This is a genomic window from Cytobacillus sp. SAFR-174 (assembly GCF_051964675.1).
Taxonomy (GTDB): domain Bacteria; phylum Bacillota; class Bacilli; order Bacillales; family Cytobacillaceae; genus Cytobacillus.
In genome coordinates this window covers 112,184-129,981 of the sequence record NZ_JBQCMZ010000009.1, presented here as the reverse complement: position 1 = coordinate 129,981, position 17,798 = coordinate 112,184, and the positions used below count along the sequence as shown (strand labels likewise).

At 43.0% G+C, this 17,798-nt stretch carries 17 protein-coding genes; all 17 read left to right on the top strand.

What is annotated here, in order from left to right; all coding sequences use genetic code 11:
- Positions 1-17 precede the first annotated feature (17 nt).
- The 17 genes from ACTHRG_RS11600 (at position 18) to ACTHRG_RS11520 (ending at position 17,795) form a co-directional block, all read left to right on the top strand.
- Positions 18-791, top strand: coding sequence for an enoyl-CoA hydratase-related protein (locus ACTHRG_RS11600; protein ID WP_076256288.1), 774 nt, complete (start codon positions 18-20; stop codon positions 789-791).
- 115 nt (positions 792-906) lie between these two features.
- The gene (locus tag ACTHRG_RS11595; RefSeq protein ID WP_076256290.1) at positions 907-1,773 is read left to right on the top strand and encodes a 3-hydroxyacyl-CoA dehydrogenase; all 867 of its coding nucleotides are present in this window, start codon (positions 907-909) and stop codon (positions 1,771-1,773) included.
- Positions 1,770-2,966, top strand: a complete 1,197-nt coding sequence (locus tag ACTHRG_RS11590; RefSeq protein WP_440231225.1) for a thiolase family protein — start codon at positions 1,770-1,772, stop codon at positions 2,964-2,966. Before ACTHRG_RS11595 ends, ACTHRG_RS11590 begins: the two co-directional genes overlap by 4 nt.
- 177 nt (positions 2,967-3,143) lie before the next feature.
- Complete coding sequence (gene paaX, locus ACTHRG_RS11585) at positions 3,144-4,019, top strand: phenylacetic acid degradation operon negative regulatory protein PaaX (protein ID WP_061790851.1); 876 nt, start codon at positions 3,144-3,146, stop codon at positions 4,017-4,019.
- Between the two features lie 111 nt (positions 4,020-4,130).
- Positions 4,131-5,081 carry an NAD(P)H-dependent flavin oxidoreductase gene (locus tag ACTHRG_RS11580; protein ID WP_440231224.1) on the top strand — a complete coding sequence of 317 codons (951 nt, stop codon included), beginning with the start codon at positions 4,131-4,133 and terminating at the stop codon, positions 5,079-5,081.
- 246 nt (positions 5,082-5,327) lie between these two features.
- Positions 5,328-6,338, top strand: coding sequence for an ABC transporter substrate-binding protein (locus tag ACTHRG_RS11575; RefSeq protein ID WP_440231223.1), 1,011 nt, complete (start codon positions 5,328-5,330; stop codon positions 6,336-6,338).
- A 75-nt stretch (positions 6,339-6,413) separates the two neighbouring features.
- On the top strand, positions 6,414-7,445 hold the full coding sequence (locus ACTHRG_RS11570; RefSeq protein ID WP_440231222.1) for an ABC transporter permease: 1,032 nt from the start codon (positions 6,414-6,416) through the stop codon (positions 7,443-7,445).
- Complete coding sequence (locus tag ACTHRG_RS11565; protein WP_035332534.1) at positions 7,420-8,214, top strand: ABC transporter ATP-binding protein; 795 nt, start codon at positions 7,420-7,422, stop codon at positions 8,212-8,214. The genes ACTHRG_RS11570 and ACTHRG_RS11565 overlap by 26 nt, the downstream gene beginning before the upstream one ends.
- Before the next feature lie 165 nt (positions 8,215-8,379).
- Positions 8,380-8,769 carry a thioesterase family protein gene (locus ACTHRG_RS11560; RefSeq protein WP_076256300.1) on the top strand — a complete coding sequence of 130 codons (390 nt, stop codon included), beginning with the start codon at positions 8,380-8,382 and terminating at the stop codon, positions 8,767-8,769.
- An 84-nt stretch (positions 8,770-8,853) separates the two neighbouring features.
- The gene (locus tag ACTHRG_RS11555) at positions 8,854-9,963 is read left to right on the top strand and encodes a Leu/Phe/Val dehydrogenase (protein ID WP_440231220.1); all 1,110 of its coding nucleotides are present in this window, start codon (positions 8,854-8,856) and stop codon (positions 9,961-9,963) included.
- A gap of 74 nt (positions 9,964-10,037) precedes the next feature.
- Positions 10,038-11,105, top strand: coding sequence for a pyruvate dehydrogenase (acetyl-transferring) E1 component subunit alpha (gene pdhA / locus ACTHRG_RS11550; RefSeq protein WP_440231219.1), 1,068 nt, complete (start codon positions 10,038-10,040; stop codon positions 11,103-11,105).
- Positions 11,105-12,100 (top strand): alpha-ketoacid dehydrogenase subunit beta, encoded by a 996-nt coding sequence (locus tag ACTHRG_RS11545; RefSeq protein WP_440231218.1) that lies wholly within the window; start codon positions 11,105-11,107, stop codon positions 12,098-12,100. Before pdhA ends, ACTHRG_RS11545 begins: the two co-directional genes overlap by 1 nt.
- 11 nt (positions 12,101-12,111) lie before the next feature.
- Positions 12,112-13,335: a dihydrolipoamide acetyltransferase family protein gene (locus tag ACTHRG_RS11540; protein WP_440231217.1), complete on the top strand. Its 1,224-nt coding sequence runs from the start codon at positions 12,112-12,114 to the stop codon at positions 13,333-13,335.
- Positions 13,336-14,778 carry a dihydrolipoyl dehydrogenase gene (gene lpdA / locus ACTHRG_RS11535; RefSeq protein ID WP_440231216.1) on the top strand — a complete coding sequence of 481 codons (1,443 nt, stop codon included), beginning with the start codon at positions 13,336-13,338 and terminating at the stop codon, positions 14,776-14,778.
- A gap of 113 nt (positions 14,779-14,891) precedes the next feature.
- Positions 14,892-16,007: a 4-hydroxyphenylpyruvate dioxygenase gene (hppD, locus tag ACTHRG_RS11530; RefSeq protein ID WP_440231215.1), complete on the top strand. Its 1,116-nt coding sequence runs from the start codon at positions 14,892-14,894 to the stop codon at positions 16,005-16,007.
- Positions 16,008-16,074: 67 nt separating this feature from the next.
- Positions 16,075-17,169 carry a histidinol-phosphate transaminase gene (gene hisC / locus ACTHRG_RS11525; RefSeq protein WP_440231214.1) on the top strand — a complete coding sequence of 365 codons (1,095 nt, stop codon included), beginning with the start codon at positions 16,075-16,077 and terminating at the stop codon, positions 17,167-17,169.
- Between the two features lie 5 nt (positions 17,170-17,174).
- Positions 17,175-17,795: a flavin reductase family protein gene (locus tag ACTHRG_RS11520; RefSeq protein ID WP_076256311.1), complete on the top strand. Its 621-nt coding sequence runs from the start codon at positions 17,175-17,177 to the stop codon at positions 17,793-17,795.
- The last annotated feature ends 3 nt before the right edge of the window (positions 17,796-17,798 follow it).

Below are 17,798 nucleotides of genomic sequence, written 5' to 3'. Positions count from 1 at the left end.
GGAGGTGTACATAGCTGATGTTTGAAACCGTAAAATACGAGGTAGCAAACGGTGTAGCATGGATTACATTAAACCGTCCGGATAAGCTGAATGCGTTCACCGAACAGCTGAATAAAGAGGTTCAGCAGTCCGTAAAACAGGCAAGCAGAGAGAAAGAAGTCAGATGTCTCGTCATTACAGGTGAAGGGCGTGCATTCTGCTCCGGCCAGGATCTTCAGGGTGTAAATGAGGACATGGATCATGGCGAGGTTCTCCGGCGGTTCTATAATCCAATGGTATTGGAGATTCATAGATGCGAGAAACCTATTATCGCAGCTGTTAATGGGGTGGCAGCAGGTGCCGGTATGAGTCTTGCGTTAGCCTGCGATTTCAGACTCCTGTCTGAAAAAGCCAGTTTTTTAGAAGCTTTTATTCATGTCGGGCTGGTCCCAGATGCCGGTAACCTATACTTTCTTCCAAAGCTGATCGGTCATGCCAAAGCCATGGAGCTTGCTGTGCTTGGTGAAAAGATTAATGCCGAGGAAGCCAAAGAGCTGGGCCTTGCTACAAAGGTAATTCCTATGGAGCAATGGCAGGCTGAAATAACTGCTTTTGCAGAAAAGGTTGCCAGTATGCCGACAGCAGCGATTGCCGTAATCAAGAAAAATTTGAAAGCGAGCTGGGAATCCACTCTGGAAGAAAGTCTGGAGCGGGATGCACAAGGACAGCGGATTGCGGGCCTTACTCTTGATCATAAAGAGGGTGTAGCGGCATTTATGCAAAAGCGGAAGCCAGTGTTTCAAGGGAAATAGCCTTTGTAAAACTATAAAACTTAGAATTACTTTTAGAATATTTGCCCGTTATATGGTTTGCGAGCATCTCGTATCGGGTGCTCGTCTTTTTTTAAACTGAAAGGGGGATTATACCTTGAAAAATATTGTCGTGATCGGTTCAGGTGTCATGGGGCGCGGGATTGCGTATGTTAGTGCAGTCGGGGGCTTCCATACAACCCTTGTAGATATCAGCCAGGAGCAATTAATCCGTGCGGAAAACGAGATTGACAGCATCTTTGAAAAAGGGCTCGCTAGGAAGAAAATTACAGCCGCTGATTTGGAAGAAAGCAAAAGCAGGCTTAACTATTCTGTAAGTCTTGCACAGCATGTAAGTGAAGCAGATCTTGTTATTGAAGCCGTTCCTGAAGTGATGGATATAAAGAGAAATATTTTTGAAGTGATCGATCAGCACGCTTCAGAGCATTGCTGTTTTGCAACAAACACCTCTACCATGAGTCCAACAGAGATTGGGTCCTTTACCAATCGTCCGGACAAAGTGATTGCCATGCATTTCTTTAACCCCGTCCATAAAATGCCGCTTGTAGAAATTATTAAAGGGCTTGAAACGAGCGAAGAAACAGCACAGTCAATAAAACGTGCTGCCGAGCAAATGGGAAAAGAAACAGTCGTCATAAATGAGTTTCCGGGCTTCGTGACGAGCAGGATCAGCGCGCTCGTGGGGAATGAAGCATTTTATATGCTGCAGGAAGGTCTCGGCACCCCCGAAGAAATTGATAAAGCCATTAAGCTTGGTCTGAACTATCCCATGGGCCCTTTCGAACTGGGCGACCTTGTCGGCCTCGATACGCGCCTGAATAATTTAAAATACCTTCACAGCAAGCTGGGTGAAAAATACCGGCCGGCACCGCTCCTTGAACAGTATGTGAAAGCTGGCAGGCTTGGACGCAAAACGGGCAAAGGTGTTTATGATTACACTGCCAGAGAGGGTGTCAGGCAATGAGGAAAGCAGTAATCGTTGATGCTGTCCGGACTCCGATTGGAAGATATAAAGGCGGGTTAAAGGATATCCGTCCCGATGATTTGGGAGCCATTGTTATTAAGGCCTTGCTGGATAGAAATCCCGTGGTGAATCCTGCAGAAATTGAAGAGGTCATATTGGGAAATGCAAATCAGGCAGGAGAAGATAATCGCAATGTCGCCAGGATGGCAGCGTTGCTCGCCGGTTTGCCTGTCGAAGTGGCTGCTTCTACGGTTAACCGGCTTTGCGGATCTGGTTTAGATGCTGTAAATTATGCTGCACGTGCTATTTTAGCAGGAGAAGGAGATATTTTTATTGCTGGAGGCACCGAAAGCATGACCCGTGCACCATTTGTCATGGCAAAGCCAAGCAGCGAGTTTCCAAGAGGAAATATGGAAATGTTTGATACAACCATCGGCTGGCGATTTACAAACAGCAGGCTTGAGAACATGTATGGTGCTGAAAGCATGCCCAAAACAGCAGAAAATGTTGCAGAGAAATATGGTATATCCCGTGAAGAGCAGGACCGGTTTGCTCTTGAAAGCCAGAAGAGGGCAAAATCAGCAATTGAAAAAGGCTTATTTGACGATGAAATCATTCCTGTTACATACATGGATAAAAAAGGGAAGGAAATCACCATTTCACATGATGAGCATCCCCGTCCGGAAACAACTTATGAAAAGCTCTCCAGCTTAAAGCCGATTTTTCAGGGCGGAACTGTAACGGCAGGCAATGCTTCAGGGGTTAACGACGGTGCCTCTGCATTGCTGCTGATGTCTGAGGAAAAAGCCGGTGAACTGGGATTAAAGCCCCTTGGAACTTATATTGTTTCCGCAGCAGCAGGGCTTGAGCCGTCAATTATGGGAGCAGGTCCTGTGTTTTCCACTCAGAAAGCATTAAAGAGGGCGGGACTTGCCATGAGTGATATTGACTTAACTGAATTAAATGAAGCGTTTGCTTCGCAATCCCTCGCCTGCATTAATGAACTGGGCGCAGATCCGGAACGGGTAAACGTGAATGGGGGAGCGATTGCATTTGGCCATCCGCTTGGGGCGAGCGGCGCCCGTATCTTGACAACTTTATTGCATGAGATGAAGCGCAGGAATTCTAAATACGGCCTGGCAACGATGTGTGTGGGTGTCGGGCAGGGGATATCAACGATTGTTGAGCGCTGACCATAGAGGCATTATACTCTATGGTTATTAAAGCTCTTAACGATTTTAGCGTGGCAGCAGGAAGACAATTCTTTAGTATGCCGAAAAAGTATTTTCAAAACTGCCTAACTTTAGTACACTAATATATAACGAAATTTATCCGTTCAACCGACATGATGAAATGAGGATGAAGGCAAGTTGAATACAAGATCAATGATTTTCACACTTTATGGTGATTATATTACACATTACGGAAGCAAAATTTGGATTGGCAGTCTTATAAAACTTTTAAGTGAATTTGGCCACAATGACCAGTCTGTCAGAGCAGCTATTTCAAGAATGAATAAGCAGGGCTGGGTAAGCGCAGAAAAGATCGGCAATAAAAGCTATTATTCCTTAACGCCAAGAGGGCAGAAAAGGATTGAGGAAGCGGCTAAGCGTATCTTTAAATTAAAGCCTGAGGAGTGGGATGGCGAGTGGCGCATCCTTATGTATACCATCCCGGAAGAAATACGCAATGTGAGGGATGAATTGCGCAAGGAGCTTGTATGGAGCGGTTTTGGATCCATGTCCAGCAGCTGCTGGATCTCTGCTAATAATCTCGAGAAACAAGTATTTGATTTAATTGAGAAATATGATATTGCCAACTATGTCGATTTCTTTATTGCCCGTTATGCAGGACCGCATAAAAATATCGAAATTGTAGAAAAAAGCTGGAACCTGACAGAAATCAACGAAAAATACCAGGAGTTTATTTCTCAATACAGCCAGAAATATATAATTGATAGAAATAAGATTCTGAAGGGAAATATGACTGATGCAGAATGTTTCGTAGAAAGAACGAAGCTTGTGCATGAATACCGGAAGTTCCTATTTGTGGACCCTGGTCTGCCTGAAGAGCTTCTGCCTGATAAGTGGCTGGGCAGTCATGCTGCTGCCTTATTTAGTGAATATTACAAAGAACTGGCAGAACCCGCATCCAGATTCTTTGAAAGTGTTTTTAAAGAAGGAAATGAACTGAAAAACAGAGATGCTGATTATGACGCATTAAATCACCCTTACATGGTTGAGTAAAAAAAGAGCCATTCTTCTGCATAGGAAGCAGGATGGCTCTTTTTTTGTAATTCTCCAATTGTCAAACTATTGAGATTAGTATAACATTATTTTAACGAAGGAGGAATTTTATTGAATAGAGTAACAGACATTTTAAATATTAAATATCCAATTATTCAGGGCGGCATGGGGAATATCAGCAACGCCATTTTGACAGCCGCCGTCTCTGAAGCCGGCGGGCTTGGCACGATCGGAGCAGGAACAATGCCACCGGAGGAAGTTGAGAAGATAATAGTAGAAACTAAGAGTTTAACAAATAAACCATTTGCCGTTAACATTGCCTTAAGTGTTTCCCCGTATGTTAAGGAAATCTTATCCCTTATCATTAAACATAAGATTCCTGCAGTATCCCTTTCGGCTGGAAATCCTGCTTCTTTTATACCTAAGCTGCATGAAAATGGGGTGAAGGTCATTACAGTGGCTGCTTCTGTAAGACAGGCGCTAAAAGCAGAGGCAGCAGGAGCTGATATCATTGCGGCGGAAGGGTATGAGGCAGCTGGAATCAATAGTGCTCTTGAAACCACCACACTCGTTTTGATTCCTCAAATAATAGGCAAAGTCTCAGTTCCTGTCGTGGCAGCTGGAGGAATCGGTGATGGTAAAGGTCTTGCTGCCATGCTTGCCCTGGGGGCGTGCGGTGTACAAATGGGTACCAGATTCATAGCAACCAAAGAGGCGCCATTTCATCCGGAGTATAAAAAGAAAATCATTGAAGCATCTGATCATGAAACCCTTATAGTGGGGCGTTCAGTTGGCAGAATACGAAGAGTGCTTTCCACCGGTTATGCCAATAAATTGCTGGATTACGAAAAACAAGGAATCTCTCTGGATGAGTTTAATAAACTAACTTCTGAAGATTATCATAAAATTGGAGCAATAAGTGGAAACGGCGAGGAAGGTTTTATGAACAGCGGCCAAATAGCCGGCCTGATTGGTGATCTCCCGAGCGTAAAGGAACTTTTGGATAAAATGATAGAGGATGCTGATCTTCAGCTTCAAAAGGCTAAGAAGCTATTAAATTAGCAAGCAGGGTTTCACACCTGCTTGCTTTTTTGTTAAAATGATTTATTAAAATATATCAAATTTTTAGAATATTATTGACACTCTTGGGCTTAGGGTGATAATATAACGTTGTATTTACGATATCTAAAGTAAATATCATATAAATGGTAATAACCATTTATTTACTTCACCATGTAAGCGTATACATTAAGGGTATAAGCTATCAGCAAGCTGATAGTTAAATAAAGTAGTATAGGGGGTCATATAATGAAAAAATCGTTGAAAGCTTTTTCTTTATTAATGGCTGCAGGCATGCTTGTTTTGAGCGGCTGCGGACAGGAGAAATCCAGTGGTTCTTCTTCAGAAGTAAATGAACAGAAGCAGTACACAATTGGAATCACACAATTTGTCGAACATCCTTCCCTGGATGCAGCAACAGAGGGATTTAAAAAAGCTTTGGAGGATGAGGGATTTAAAGAAGGCGATAATGTAAAATTTGATTTCCAAAATGCTCAGGCTGATATGAACAACACACAGACGATCGCTAATAATTTTGTCGGCGATAAAGTGGATATGATTTTTGCAAATGCTACCCCAAGTGCCGTTAGCGCTCTTAATGCGACTAAAGATATTCCAATTCTCTTTACATCTGTTACAGATCCTGTTGGAGCCGGTCTTGTTGAATCATTTGATCAGCCTGGAGACAATATTACAGGCACTACTGATAACCATCCGGAAGGGACTGCTAAAACCATTGATTTTATGATTGATGAAGCGGGTGTTAAAAATATTGGCATCATCTACAATTCCGGAGAGCAAAATTCCGAGGTTCAGGTTAAACAGGTAAAAGATCTTGCTGAACCAAAAGGAGCCAAGATTGTAGAAGCCTCTATTTCAACCTCTGCTGAAGTAAAACAGGCTGCCGACTCCCTAGTTGGAAGAGTGGATGCCATCTATATCCCTACGGATAATACAGTTGTGTCGGCTCTTGAATCCGTTATCTCTGTCGCTGACAGCAAAAAGATTCCTCTATTCGTTGGTGAGCTTGATTCCATGAAACGCGGAGCTATAGCAGCAAGCGGATTCAACTACTTTGATTTAGGTTACCAGACAGGCAAGATGGCCGCTGAGATTTTAAAAGGAAACAAAAAGCCTTCTGAAATCCCGGTTGAGCTTCCTGGAAGCCTGAAATTGGTCATTAATAAAAAAGCAGCTGAAGCACAGGGACTTGAAGTAAAAGAGGAATGGGCTGATTTTGCAGAGTTCCATGAAGAGTAAAAAATCCGCCGGCTGGAACGCAAATATCCGGCCGGCTGCTTTTTAAGCTAAAACAAATAAAGGGTGTGATTCTTAGTGTTTACAGCGATATTCGGTGCATTTGAGTCAGGAATTATTTACGCAATTATGGCACTTGGAGTATATCTTTCGTTCAGGGTACTGGACTTTCCGGATTTAACGGTGGATGGAAGTTTTGTGACCGGAGCGGCTGTAGCTGCAACCATGATTGTCAGCGGGGCTAATCCTTTTCTTGCTACGGTCACTGCATTATTTGCCGGTTTTATTGCCGGCTGCCTAACGGGTATTATTCATACTTTCGGAAAAATAAATGCTCTGTTATCAGGAATCCTGATGATGATTGCTCTGTATTCGATAAACCTCCGCATCATGGGTAAATCAAATGTTCCTCTCCTGAACACAGAAACAGCCATTACACATGTAAGAGATTTTTGGGATAAAACAGGAATCGATTCTTTTTTCAATGCAATCCTGTCGGTGATTGGGCTGAGCGACAGCCTCCCAAGAACTTGGGGCATAATTCTCTTTATGTTAGTTGTCACATTGGCTATAAAATTTTTGACAGATCGCTTTCTTCAGACTGAGATTGGTTTAGCTTTAAGGGCAACAGGTGACAACAAAAGGATGATTCGCAGTCTTTCTGCCAATACCAACATGATGGTGATTTTGGGGCTTGGCCTCTCCAATGCAATGGTCGCTTTCTCAGGAGCACTGATTGCCCAGCAGGGCGGATTCGCCGATGTTGGTATGGGTATCGGAATGATTATTATCGGACTGGCTTCAGTTATCATCGGTGAAGCCTTGTTCGGAACAAAAACAATTGCCAGGACTACATTAGCGGTCATTGGCGGAGCAATTATCTATCGTATCGTGGTTACCATGGCGCTAAGGGTAGAGTTCCTTGAGCCGGGTGATATGAAGCTGATTACAGCAACTATCGTCATCCTGGCATTAATAATGCCGAAGATTATTGACCGCACGAAGGAGAAGAAAAGGAAAGCTAAAAGACTGGCAGGAAGCATGAACATAAGTGAGTTGCCATCAGGCAGAAAGGGTGAGGCTGGTGCTGCAATTAAATCAGATTCATAAAGTCTTCAATGAAGGAACACCAGATGAAAAAATCGCACTTGATACGATCAATCTTACATTGAATGAGGGAGACTTTGTCACCGTTATCGGAAGTAATGGGGCAGGGAAATCCACTTTAATGAATATTATCTCTGGCGTCATGATTCCTGATGTTGGGTCTGTTTTTATCGACAGTCAAAATGTCACAGGCATGTCGGAATATAACCGGGCAAAGCTGATAGGCAGGGTTTTTCAGGACCCGATGGCCGGCACTGCCCCATCCATGACAATTGAAGAAAATCTGGCCATGGCATATTCAAGGAATAAAACAAGAACATTACGAAAAGGTGTGACGAAAAAGCGCAGAGACTATTTCCGTGAAGTTCTTGAGACCCTTCATCTTGGCCTGGAAAACCGTCTAAATGCTAAGGTCGGTTTATTATCGGGAGGAGAACGGCAGGCACTTTCCTTATTAATGGCAACCTTCACAGAGCCTTCGATTCTTTTGCTGGATGAACATACAGCAGCTCTCGATCCGGCACGTGCAGAGCTTATTACCAATCTCACAAAAGAAATTGTTCAAAAGTACAATTTAACAACCTTAATGGTCACTCATAATATGCAGCAGGCGCTGGATTTAGGAAACAGGCTGATTATGATGGATAAAGGCCAGATTATCCTTGAAGTAGATGATGGACAGAAACAGCATCTGACAATTGAACAGCTGTTGAATGAATTTCAGCGAATTCGCGGAACAAAAATGGCAAGTGATCGTGCGCTGCTTTCTTAGAATAATAAAAAGGATTAGCCAATTTGCCGGTTAATCCTTTTTACATGCGTCAAATCAAAAGAATTTTTAAAGTTTTTACAATTTATTGACTATTCATTTAACGTAATGGTATCATATCGTTAAATAAACGTCATACATATTTATGATCAAAAAGGGAGGGGTGTTATGAAACCTGGGCTGCAGATTGGGAACCAGGCAGTTATCCGTGCAGTGGTCTCACCTGAAATGTTCGCACAATTTGAAGGAGAGGTCATTCATCCTGTCTATTCCACAGTAACCATGATCTATCACATGGAGTGGGCCTCCCGACTCCTGATCACCCCCTATTTGGATGAGGAAGAAGAAGGGATGGGTGGAGCTGTTTCTGCCAGGCATTTATCTCCGTCACCTGAAGGATCCCCCATTGTTATTACAGCTACCGTATCCAAGCTGGAAGGAAATGCAGTTTACTCAACTGTAACCGTCCATAATGGAGAAATCCTTGCTGGCAAAGGTGAAGTCAAACAGGTGATTCTGAAGAAAAGCAGGATTGCACAGTTGTTAAAGAAAGATTAAAAGAATAGCAGAATCAGAGCCGGAAAAAAGGGATTTTAATTCAATTTTATTGTAAGCGCTATCATATATAAAGGGGAGAATGAAATGACAGATATGTTTCAAAAAATTAAAGACCATGAACAAGTCGTATTCTGCAACGATGAATCTACCGGACTAAAGGCAATCATTGCTATCCACAGCACAAGGCTGGGGCCGGCATTGGGAGGCTGCCGCATGTTTCCGTACAAAAGCGTTGATGATGCCCTTGAGGATGTCCTCCGATTATCAAAAGGCATGACCTATAAATGTGCGGCTAGTGATTGTGACTTCGGAGGCGGGAAGGCTGTCATTATCGGGGATCCATTAAAAGATAAAACACCTGAGCTGTTCCGTGCTTTTGGCCAATTTGTTGAATCATTGAACGGACGCTTCTATACAGGAACAGACATGGGTACTTCTACAGAGGATTTCGTTCATGCCCTAAAGGAAACGAACTGCATTGTGGGGGTTGATGAGGTTTATGGGGGAAGCGGCGATTCTTCTGTTCCAACAGCGCAGGGTGTTATTTACGGCCTCCAGGCAACAAATAAAGCACTGAGCGGAACAGACGACCTTTCAGGCAAGAGTTATGCCATTCAGGGACTTGGCAAAGTGGGATATAAAGTCGCAGAAAGACTGCTGGAGGAAGGGGCAGATTTATTTGTCACAGATATCAGCCAGCAGGCAATCGACCAGCTTCTCAGCAAAGCGAAAGAAATTGGAGCCGGCGTGAAGGTATTATCCAGCAATGAGATTTATGAGGCCCAGGCCGACTTTTTTGTTCCTTGTGCAATGGGTGGAATCATTAACGATGACACAATCGACCTTTTAAAAGTAAAAGCAATCGTTGGCTCTGCCAATAACCAGCTAATGGATATGCGCCATGGACAAATCCTTAAAGATAAGGGGATTTTATATGCTCCCGATTATATTGTAAATGCAGGGGGATTAATCCAGGTCGCAGATGAATTATATACACCTAATAAAGAAAGGGTACTCCGTAAAACAAAAGCTATTTATAACTCTCTTCTGAACATCTACGAACATGCTGAAGCAAATGGAATTACAACAGTTGAAGCATCCAACCAATTCTGCGAGAGCCGCATTGAAGCACGCACACGCAGAAACAGCTTTTTCTCCCATTTGAAACGCCCGAAGTGGGCAGTAAGAACATAATTTTTTTGCTTGGATAACAATATTTGTACCGTATAAAAGTTATTAAAATAATTTACCAGCCAAAGGGTGAGAAGATGGAAAATCACTTTCCGATCAGGCGAATAATGGACGAAAATGGAACGATCATCAATTCCGAATATAAAGAAAAAGTAACTGAAAAGCTTGTAAAAGAGTTGTATAGACATATGGTTAGAATCCGTACTTTTGACCGCAAAGCTATTTCACTTCAGCGGCAGGGCAGAATAGGCACATATGCTCCTTATGAAGGACAGGAGGCTTCCCAGGTCGGAACTGCTGTTGCGCTGGGGGAGAACGATTGGATGTTTCCTACCTATCGCGACCACGGAGCAGCTATGACTTTTGGCCACTCACTGCGAAACATCCTGTTGTTTTGGAACGGAAGAAATGAAGGGTGTGTGCCGCCTGACGGAAAGAAGATTTTCCCTCCAGGCATTCCGATTGCGACACAAATCCCTCATGCAGCAGGAGCCGCATTTGCTGAAAGGAAAAAAGGCACTGCCAATGCTGCTATTGCTTATTTTGGTGATGGTGCCACCTCAGAGGGAGATTTCCATGAAGGCTTAAATTTTGCCAGCGTATTTAAAGCTCCGGTTGTCTTTTTTAATCAGAACAATCAATACGCCATTTCTGTTCCGCTTGAGAAGCAGATGAATACAAAAACGATTGCCCAGAAAGCCCTGGCATATGATATTCCAGGAGTCAGGATCGATGGGAATGATGTTTTCATGGTTTATTTTGAAACACTGAAAGCCATAGAGCGGGCCCGTAAAGGTGAAGGGCCGACGCTAATTGAAGCCGTGACATGGAGATATGGTGCACACACTACAGCAGATGATCCATCCAAATACCGCGATCAATCGGAAAGCACTAGCAGAAGACAGGAGACTGACCCTATTTTAAGGCTGGAGCGCTGGATGAAAAACGAAGGAATATTTGATGAAAAATGGCAACAGGCAATAGAAGAGGAAGCAGCAGCTGAAATAGATAAAGCTGTAGCTGCAATGGAAGATTTTCCTCCTGCAGATCCTGCAGTAATTTTTGACTATGTCTTTGCTGAGCCTACATGGCAAATCAAGCAGCAAAAAGAAGAATATCTGAAGCTGATTGGAGGCGGCCGATAATGAAAACAGCAGTTGGAGCAAAAACCATGACATTAGTTCAAGCCATTACGGATGCTTTAGATACTATGCTGAATGAAAAGGAAGAGGTTTTGCTGCTGGGCGAGGATATCGGAAGGAACGGCGGAGTTTTCCGTGCAACCGAGGGTCTCCAGGCCAAGTATGGCGAAGGCCGTGTTATCGATACGCCTTTAAGTGAAGCAGGTTTTGTCGGAGCGGGGATCGGAATGGCTGTTAATGGATTTTTGCCGGTGATCGAAATTCAGTTTCTCGGCTTTATCTATCCTGCATATGAACAAATCATGACACATGCTTCAAGGCTTCGGATGCGGACAATGGGACATTTTACTGTTCCGATGGTAATAAGGGCTCCATATGGTGCGGGGGTTAGGGCTCCGGAAATTCACTGTGATTCCACAGAAGCTATTTTCACTCATATGCCCGGCATCAAGGTCGTCTGCCCATCCAGTCCTTATGATGCCAAAGGATTGCTGATTGCTGCGATTGAAGACCCGGATCCGGTTCTGTTTCTTGAGCCGATGCGCTGCTATCGTTCGGCCAGGGAGGAAGTGCCTGAAGGGAAGTATACGGTTGAAATAGGAAAAGGCAAAAAACTCATGGATGGGGACGATGTAACGGTTATTACATGGGGAGCAATGGTGCCAGAGGCTATGAAAGCGGCAAAGCAGATGAAAGAAAATAACGTACATTGTGATTTCATTGATTTAAGAACCCTATTTCCACTGGATAAAGACATGATTGCAGAATCTGTCCAAAAAACAGGGAGAACGGTTATTGTTCATGAAGCTCATGCCACCGGCGGAGTCGGAAATGATGTGCTTGCCATCATTAATGATACATCCTTTTTATATCAGAAAGCACCTGTCGAACGGGTTACTGGATTTGATGCGCCAGTTCCATACTTTGGTTTTGAGGACCATTACCTGCCAACTCCGGCAAGGATTCAGCAGGCAATAGAAAAAGTAATGAAGTTTTAGGAGGGGAAGCCGTGGAGGTGAAACTGCACGATATTGGTGAAGGAATGACGGAAGCGGATATTACTTGCTTTTTAGTTAAGCCGGGGGATGCAGTGAAAGCAGACGATCCGCTTGTTGAAGTACAAACTGATAAAATGACTGCTGAAATACCTGCCCCGAGAGCAGGCATTATTAAGGAATTTACAGTGCAGCCTGGCGATACGGTTAAAGTGGGTTCGACCATTTTAATTTTAGAATCGGCTGGTGAGGAAGGCGCTGAAAAAGAGAATGCCGTTTCTATTCCTGTCTACACAGATTCGCCGCAGAAGCAAAAGCATTCTTTTGTGGCATTCAAAGGAAAACGGGTTCTTGCTTCTCCGTTCACAAGAAAAATAGCGCGCGATAATGACATTGATATTGAGAAAATCACGGGAACAGGTCCTGCTGGCCGAATTTTAGATGAAGACATCTATCAGTATATAGCTTCCCTTCAAACGAAGCCGGCCCATGATGAACAGGAGCAAACAGTTTTGAAGGATAATTCAAAAACGCCCCCTGCTGAGAAAGAAATCATTCCGTTTAGGGGCAGACGAAAGCAGATTGCCAAGAAAATGGCACAATCACTCTTTACCATTCCCCATTGTACACATTTTGAAGAGATTGATGTAACCGAGCTGATTGCTTTCAGAAAAGATCTTAAGCTTCTAAACCTAAATATATCTGCTACAGCCTTTTTCCTGAAGGCTTTATCAATTTGCCTGAAGGAATTTCCTGTGTTCAATGCAGTGCTGCATGAAGAAAAGGAAGAAATACATTTGGCAGGTGAACATCATATCGGTATTGCGGTTGATACGGACGAAGGTCTAATCGTTCCGGTTATAAAGCATGTCGAAAATAAAACAATCAGAGAAATTCATGCAGAAATGAAACAGCTTACGGAAAAAGCAGTGGAGAATAAGCTTTCTGTTAAAGAAATATCTGGCGGGACATTCACAATCAGCAATGTGGGGCCGCTTGGGGGAAGCTTTGGAGCGACTCCGATTATCCAGCATCCTCAAACCGCTTTGGTATCTTTCCATAAAACAAAAAAGATGCCTGTTGTGACCGATGATGACCAGATTGTCATTCGGTCGATGATGAATATATCTATGTCCTTTGATCATAGAGTTGCAGACGGGGCGACAGCTGTACGCTTTACAAACCGCTTTGCTGAATTGATTAAAAATCCGAAAATGCTTGTTCTGGAGATGGTATAAATGGTAGTTGGAGAACTGGCACATGAGTGTGATGTCATCGTAATCGGCGGCGGCCCAGGGGGCTATCATGCAGCGATTCGCGCTGCTCAGCTGGGACGAAATGTTACATTAGTTGAACACGATCAGCTTGGCGGGATCTGTTTAAATAAAGGCTGCATACCTTCCAAGATCCTCACACAGTCTGCTGAAAAATTCACTTCATTCCAGGAAGGGGAAAATTGGGGGCTTGAAGGAGGAAATATTTCATTAAACTTAAACAAGCTCCAGGAATACAAGCAGAAGAAAATTAAGCAGCTCCGGGCAGGAATTGAAGCCCTCTGTCAAGCTAATAAAATAGAAGTTCTCAATGGTTCAGCCTTTTTTCTGTCAGAGGACAAGATTGGCATCGAAAAAGGAGACCAATTTGATGTTTTCCGATTTCAGAATGCCATCATTGCGACTGGCGGGAGACCGGAAAAGCCTCTTTGGACTAGAGAGTTAAGTGAAATGGTATTAGATCAGCATTCCGTTTCAAATTTGAGTGAAATACCCGATAAACTATTAATTTATGGCAGTGATTACATTGCCCTCGAAATAGGTATGGCCTATCAGGCTCTGGGATCTAGTGTTACTCTGATCCTCGAAGATGGGAAAGAGGATTTTGATTTTGATCAGTCCATTTGCAGGGAACTGAAGAGGATTTTAAAAAAGAAAAAGATAGACATTGTAAGAAACTCGGATGTATTGGAACTGCAGACTAATGAAGGACTGTTAACAGTAACTTTTGAGAGTAAAGGAAAAAGAGAAACCATTTCAGGCACACATCTATTTGTTTCATCTTCCATTCGACCAAATACTGACCAGCTGGGACTCTCCCGTATAGGGGTCGAGCAATGTGAAGCAGGGTTTATTAAGGTTGACGGTCAAAGCAGGACAACACAGAAACATATTTTCGCAGCCGGTGATGTAACAGAAGGTCCTGCACTTGCTGTAAAAGCTATCAAACAAGGAAAAACAGCCGCTGAAACAATTGCGGGAATTAAATCGGAATCAGATTTCCACTTCATTCCGATTGCTGCACATACACAGCCTCCTATTGCGAGTGCAGGGTTAACGGAACAGGAAGCCATTAACATGGGCTATGACATTGAAATTGGTGTATCCTCATTATCTGCCAACGGATTCAGCACATTGAGCGGGAAAAAAGACGGATTTATAAAAGTGATCAGCTGCAGGGAAAAACAAGTTCTTCTGGGGATCCACATGGTAGGCCACGGAGCAATAGAATTAATTTCCGCCGGAATTACTGCATTGGAAATGGGAGCAAGGGAAGAAGATTTAATTTTCCCTAACTACCCGCATCCAAGTGTAAATGAAGGCTTGCTGGAAGCTGTAGAAGCTTTAAAGAATTTGGCTGTTCACATACCGCCCCCAAAGCAAAAAACGCAAAAAGTGAAAGTGTAAATTCCTTTAATGCAGAAGTGCATTATAGCTTTAACTTGAACTCTTGAGAACATTTACACGTTTCCTATATGATAAATTCAAAATATTATTAATATTAAAACGGAGGGGTTAGCATGCAAGATGAAAAATTATTGAAAGAACAAAAGGCAGACGATTTCTTTCCTGTGAAGGAGGTAGATTATTTAGAAATCTATTCAGGAAATGCAAAACAATCCTGCCATTATTTCTGCACAGCTTTCGGTTTTAAGCCAGTTGCTTATTCCGGTCTGGAAACCGGCAATAGAGAAACAGTCTCTTATGTCCTTCAGCAGAGAAAGATTCGCCTGGTGATCACAGGAACGTTAAATGACAGTTCCAGAGTTTCAAATTTCATTAATAAGCATGGAGATGGTGTAAAAGATATAGCATTAGCTGTTGATGATGTTGAAAAGGCTTACAAAGCAGCGGTTGAAAGAGGTGCAATCGAAATACAGCCTCCAGCTGAGATAAAAGATGAGCACGGCACAGTCAAAAAGGCAGTAATTGGTACATATGGAGATACCATTCATACACTTGTTGAACGGAATGATTATAAAGGGGTATTCATGCCTGGCTTTGAGCCTTATCAAACTGAAGTACCATTTGAGGATGCAGGTTTTATCGGCGTCGACCATGTGGTTGGAAATGTAGAGAGAATGGAGGAATGGGTGAATTATTATGCTAATGTAATGGGCTTCAAGGAAATGAAGCACTTTACAGATAAAGACATTACAACAGAATATTCCGCTCTGATGTCCAAGGTTATGCATAATGGAGGCAGAATTAAGTTCCCGATTAACGAGCCTGCAGAAGGGAAGCGCAAATCCCAGATTGAAGAATACCTTGAATACTACAACGGGCCTGGAGTACAGCATCTGGCCATTCTAACAGAAGATATTGTCAGCACTGTCAGCATCCTCCGCAAAAATGGGGTGGAGTTCTTAAGCACTCCAGATTCTTATTATGAAATGCTTTCTGAGCGTGTGGGAAAAATTGATGAAGAGATTGACAAATTGAAGGAATTAAATATTCTCGTTGACCGCGATGACGAAGGCTATTTGCTTCAAATTTTCACCAAACCAATCGTAGACCGTCCGACCCTATTCATTGAAATCATTCAGCGTAAAGGTGCCAGAGGGTTTGGTGAAGGCAACTTTAAAGCACTCTTTGAATCTATTGAACGTGAGCAGGAAAGACGGGGGAATTTATAACTTTTCAGCTTAAAAGGGAGAAATGCTTTCTCCCTTTTTTAATAAATTTAAGAAGGAGGCAGACCAGATGGCTAGAATCCAGACAAAGAGCGCCGTAGAAAAGATAGTTTCTTATCCGCTTGGCAGCTCGCCGGAAGAGATCAAAGAAAAGTACAATCTAATGGCGGTCCGGAAAATGTCTGATAATGAAAATGTGTATGGCTGTTCACCTGAAGTCAAAAACAGCATCAGCAAAGCGATGAACAGTCTTTACTTTTACCCGGATGGCACTGTTTCTCTGCTCAAACGCAAGCTGGCCGGATTCTATAATATAAGTGAAGATAACTTTCTGGTCAGCAATGGTTCAGAAGAGATCATCCGATTATTGACTAGAGCATACATAAGTGCTGGAGATGAAGCGGTCATGGCTCAGAATACATTTCCACGATATGAAACAAACGTCCTGATTGAAGGAGGCAGTGCGTTAACAGTGCCGCTGCAAAATGGAAAACATAATTTAAGAGCCATGTATGAGAAGGTGAACGAAAAAACAAAAATGGTGTTTATCTGCAATCCGAACAATCCTACAGGAACCATAGTCGGAAAAACAGAACTGCTGCAATTCATTGATAAAGTTCCTTCAAACATCCTGATTATTCTTGATGAAGCATACTATGAATATGTGAATTCCGAGGATTATCCTGACTCTATTCAGCTTCTTGAACAGAAGACTAACTTAATCATCCTAAGGACTTTCTCCAAAATCTATGGTCTTGCAGGACTCCGTGTCGGCTATGGAATCATGCATCCGGAGATCGTGAATGACCTTCATAAGGTAAAAGATGTTTTTAATGTCAACCACCTGGCACAGGCAGCGGCTTCTGCAGCACTAAATGATCAGGACTTTATAAAGGATTGTGCACAAAAAAATGCCGAAGAGATGAAATTTGTGTGCCAAAAACTAACTGAATTGCATGTCGGCTATTTTCCTTCCCAAACTAATTTTATATATATTTTCAGCCAGCTTCCTATTGCAGATAACTTGATTGCAAATGGCTTAGTGGTCCGGAAAATGAAGCTTGACGGCTTTTTTGATGCTTTTCGGATGACTTTAGGAACGAGAGAAGATAACGAGGCGGCATTGGCTGTAATACACAAACTTCTGAATGAAAAGGCGGTGTAGGGCATATGGAATTAAATCCACAGAGTCTTGAGTGGAAAGACGCATATAAGCTGATGGTTGGCTCAATTCTGCCGCGTCCTATTGCGTTTGTAACCACTATGGACACAGATGGAAATGTAAATGCAGCTCCATTCAGCTTTTTTACTGCCATATGTGCAGATCCGATGCTGATTTGCTTTTCACCGATGCGAAAAGGGACAGATGGCTCTAAGAAAGATACGCTTGCTAATATTGAAGCCACCAGGGAATTCGTTATTAACATTGTCAGTGAAGACTTTACCGAAAAGATGAATATTTGTGCAGCGGATTATCCGGCTGGTACAGACGAACTTGATGCAGCAGGGCTCGAAAAAGAAAACAGTGCCGCTGTTAAGCCGCCTCGGGTTAAAGAATCAAAAGTCCATTTGGAATGCAGTCTCTATCAGGTACTTCATTTTGGAGAACATCCCGGTTCAGGAAGCCTGGTGATTGGAAAAGTGGAGCATGTGCATGTTGCTGAAGAGCTTTACGAAAATGGAAGGATTAATTCCGAAAAGCTGAAGCCTGTTGGCCGGATGGCAGGACATATCTATACGAGGCCAATGACTGATGTATTTGAATTGATCCGAAAAACGGACCCAAGGTGATGC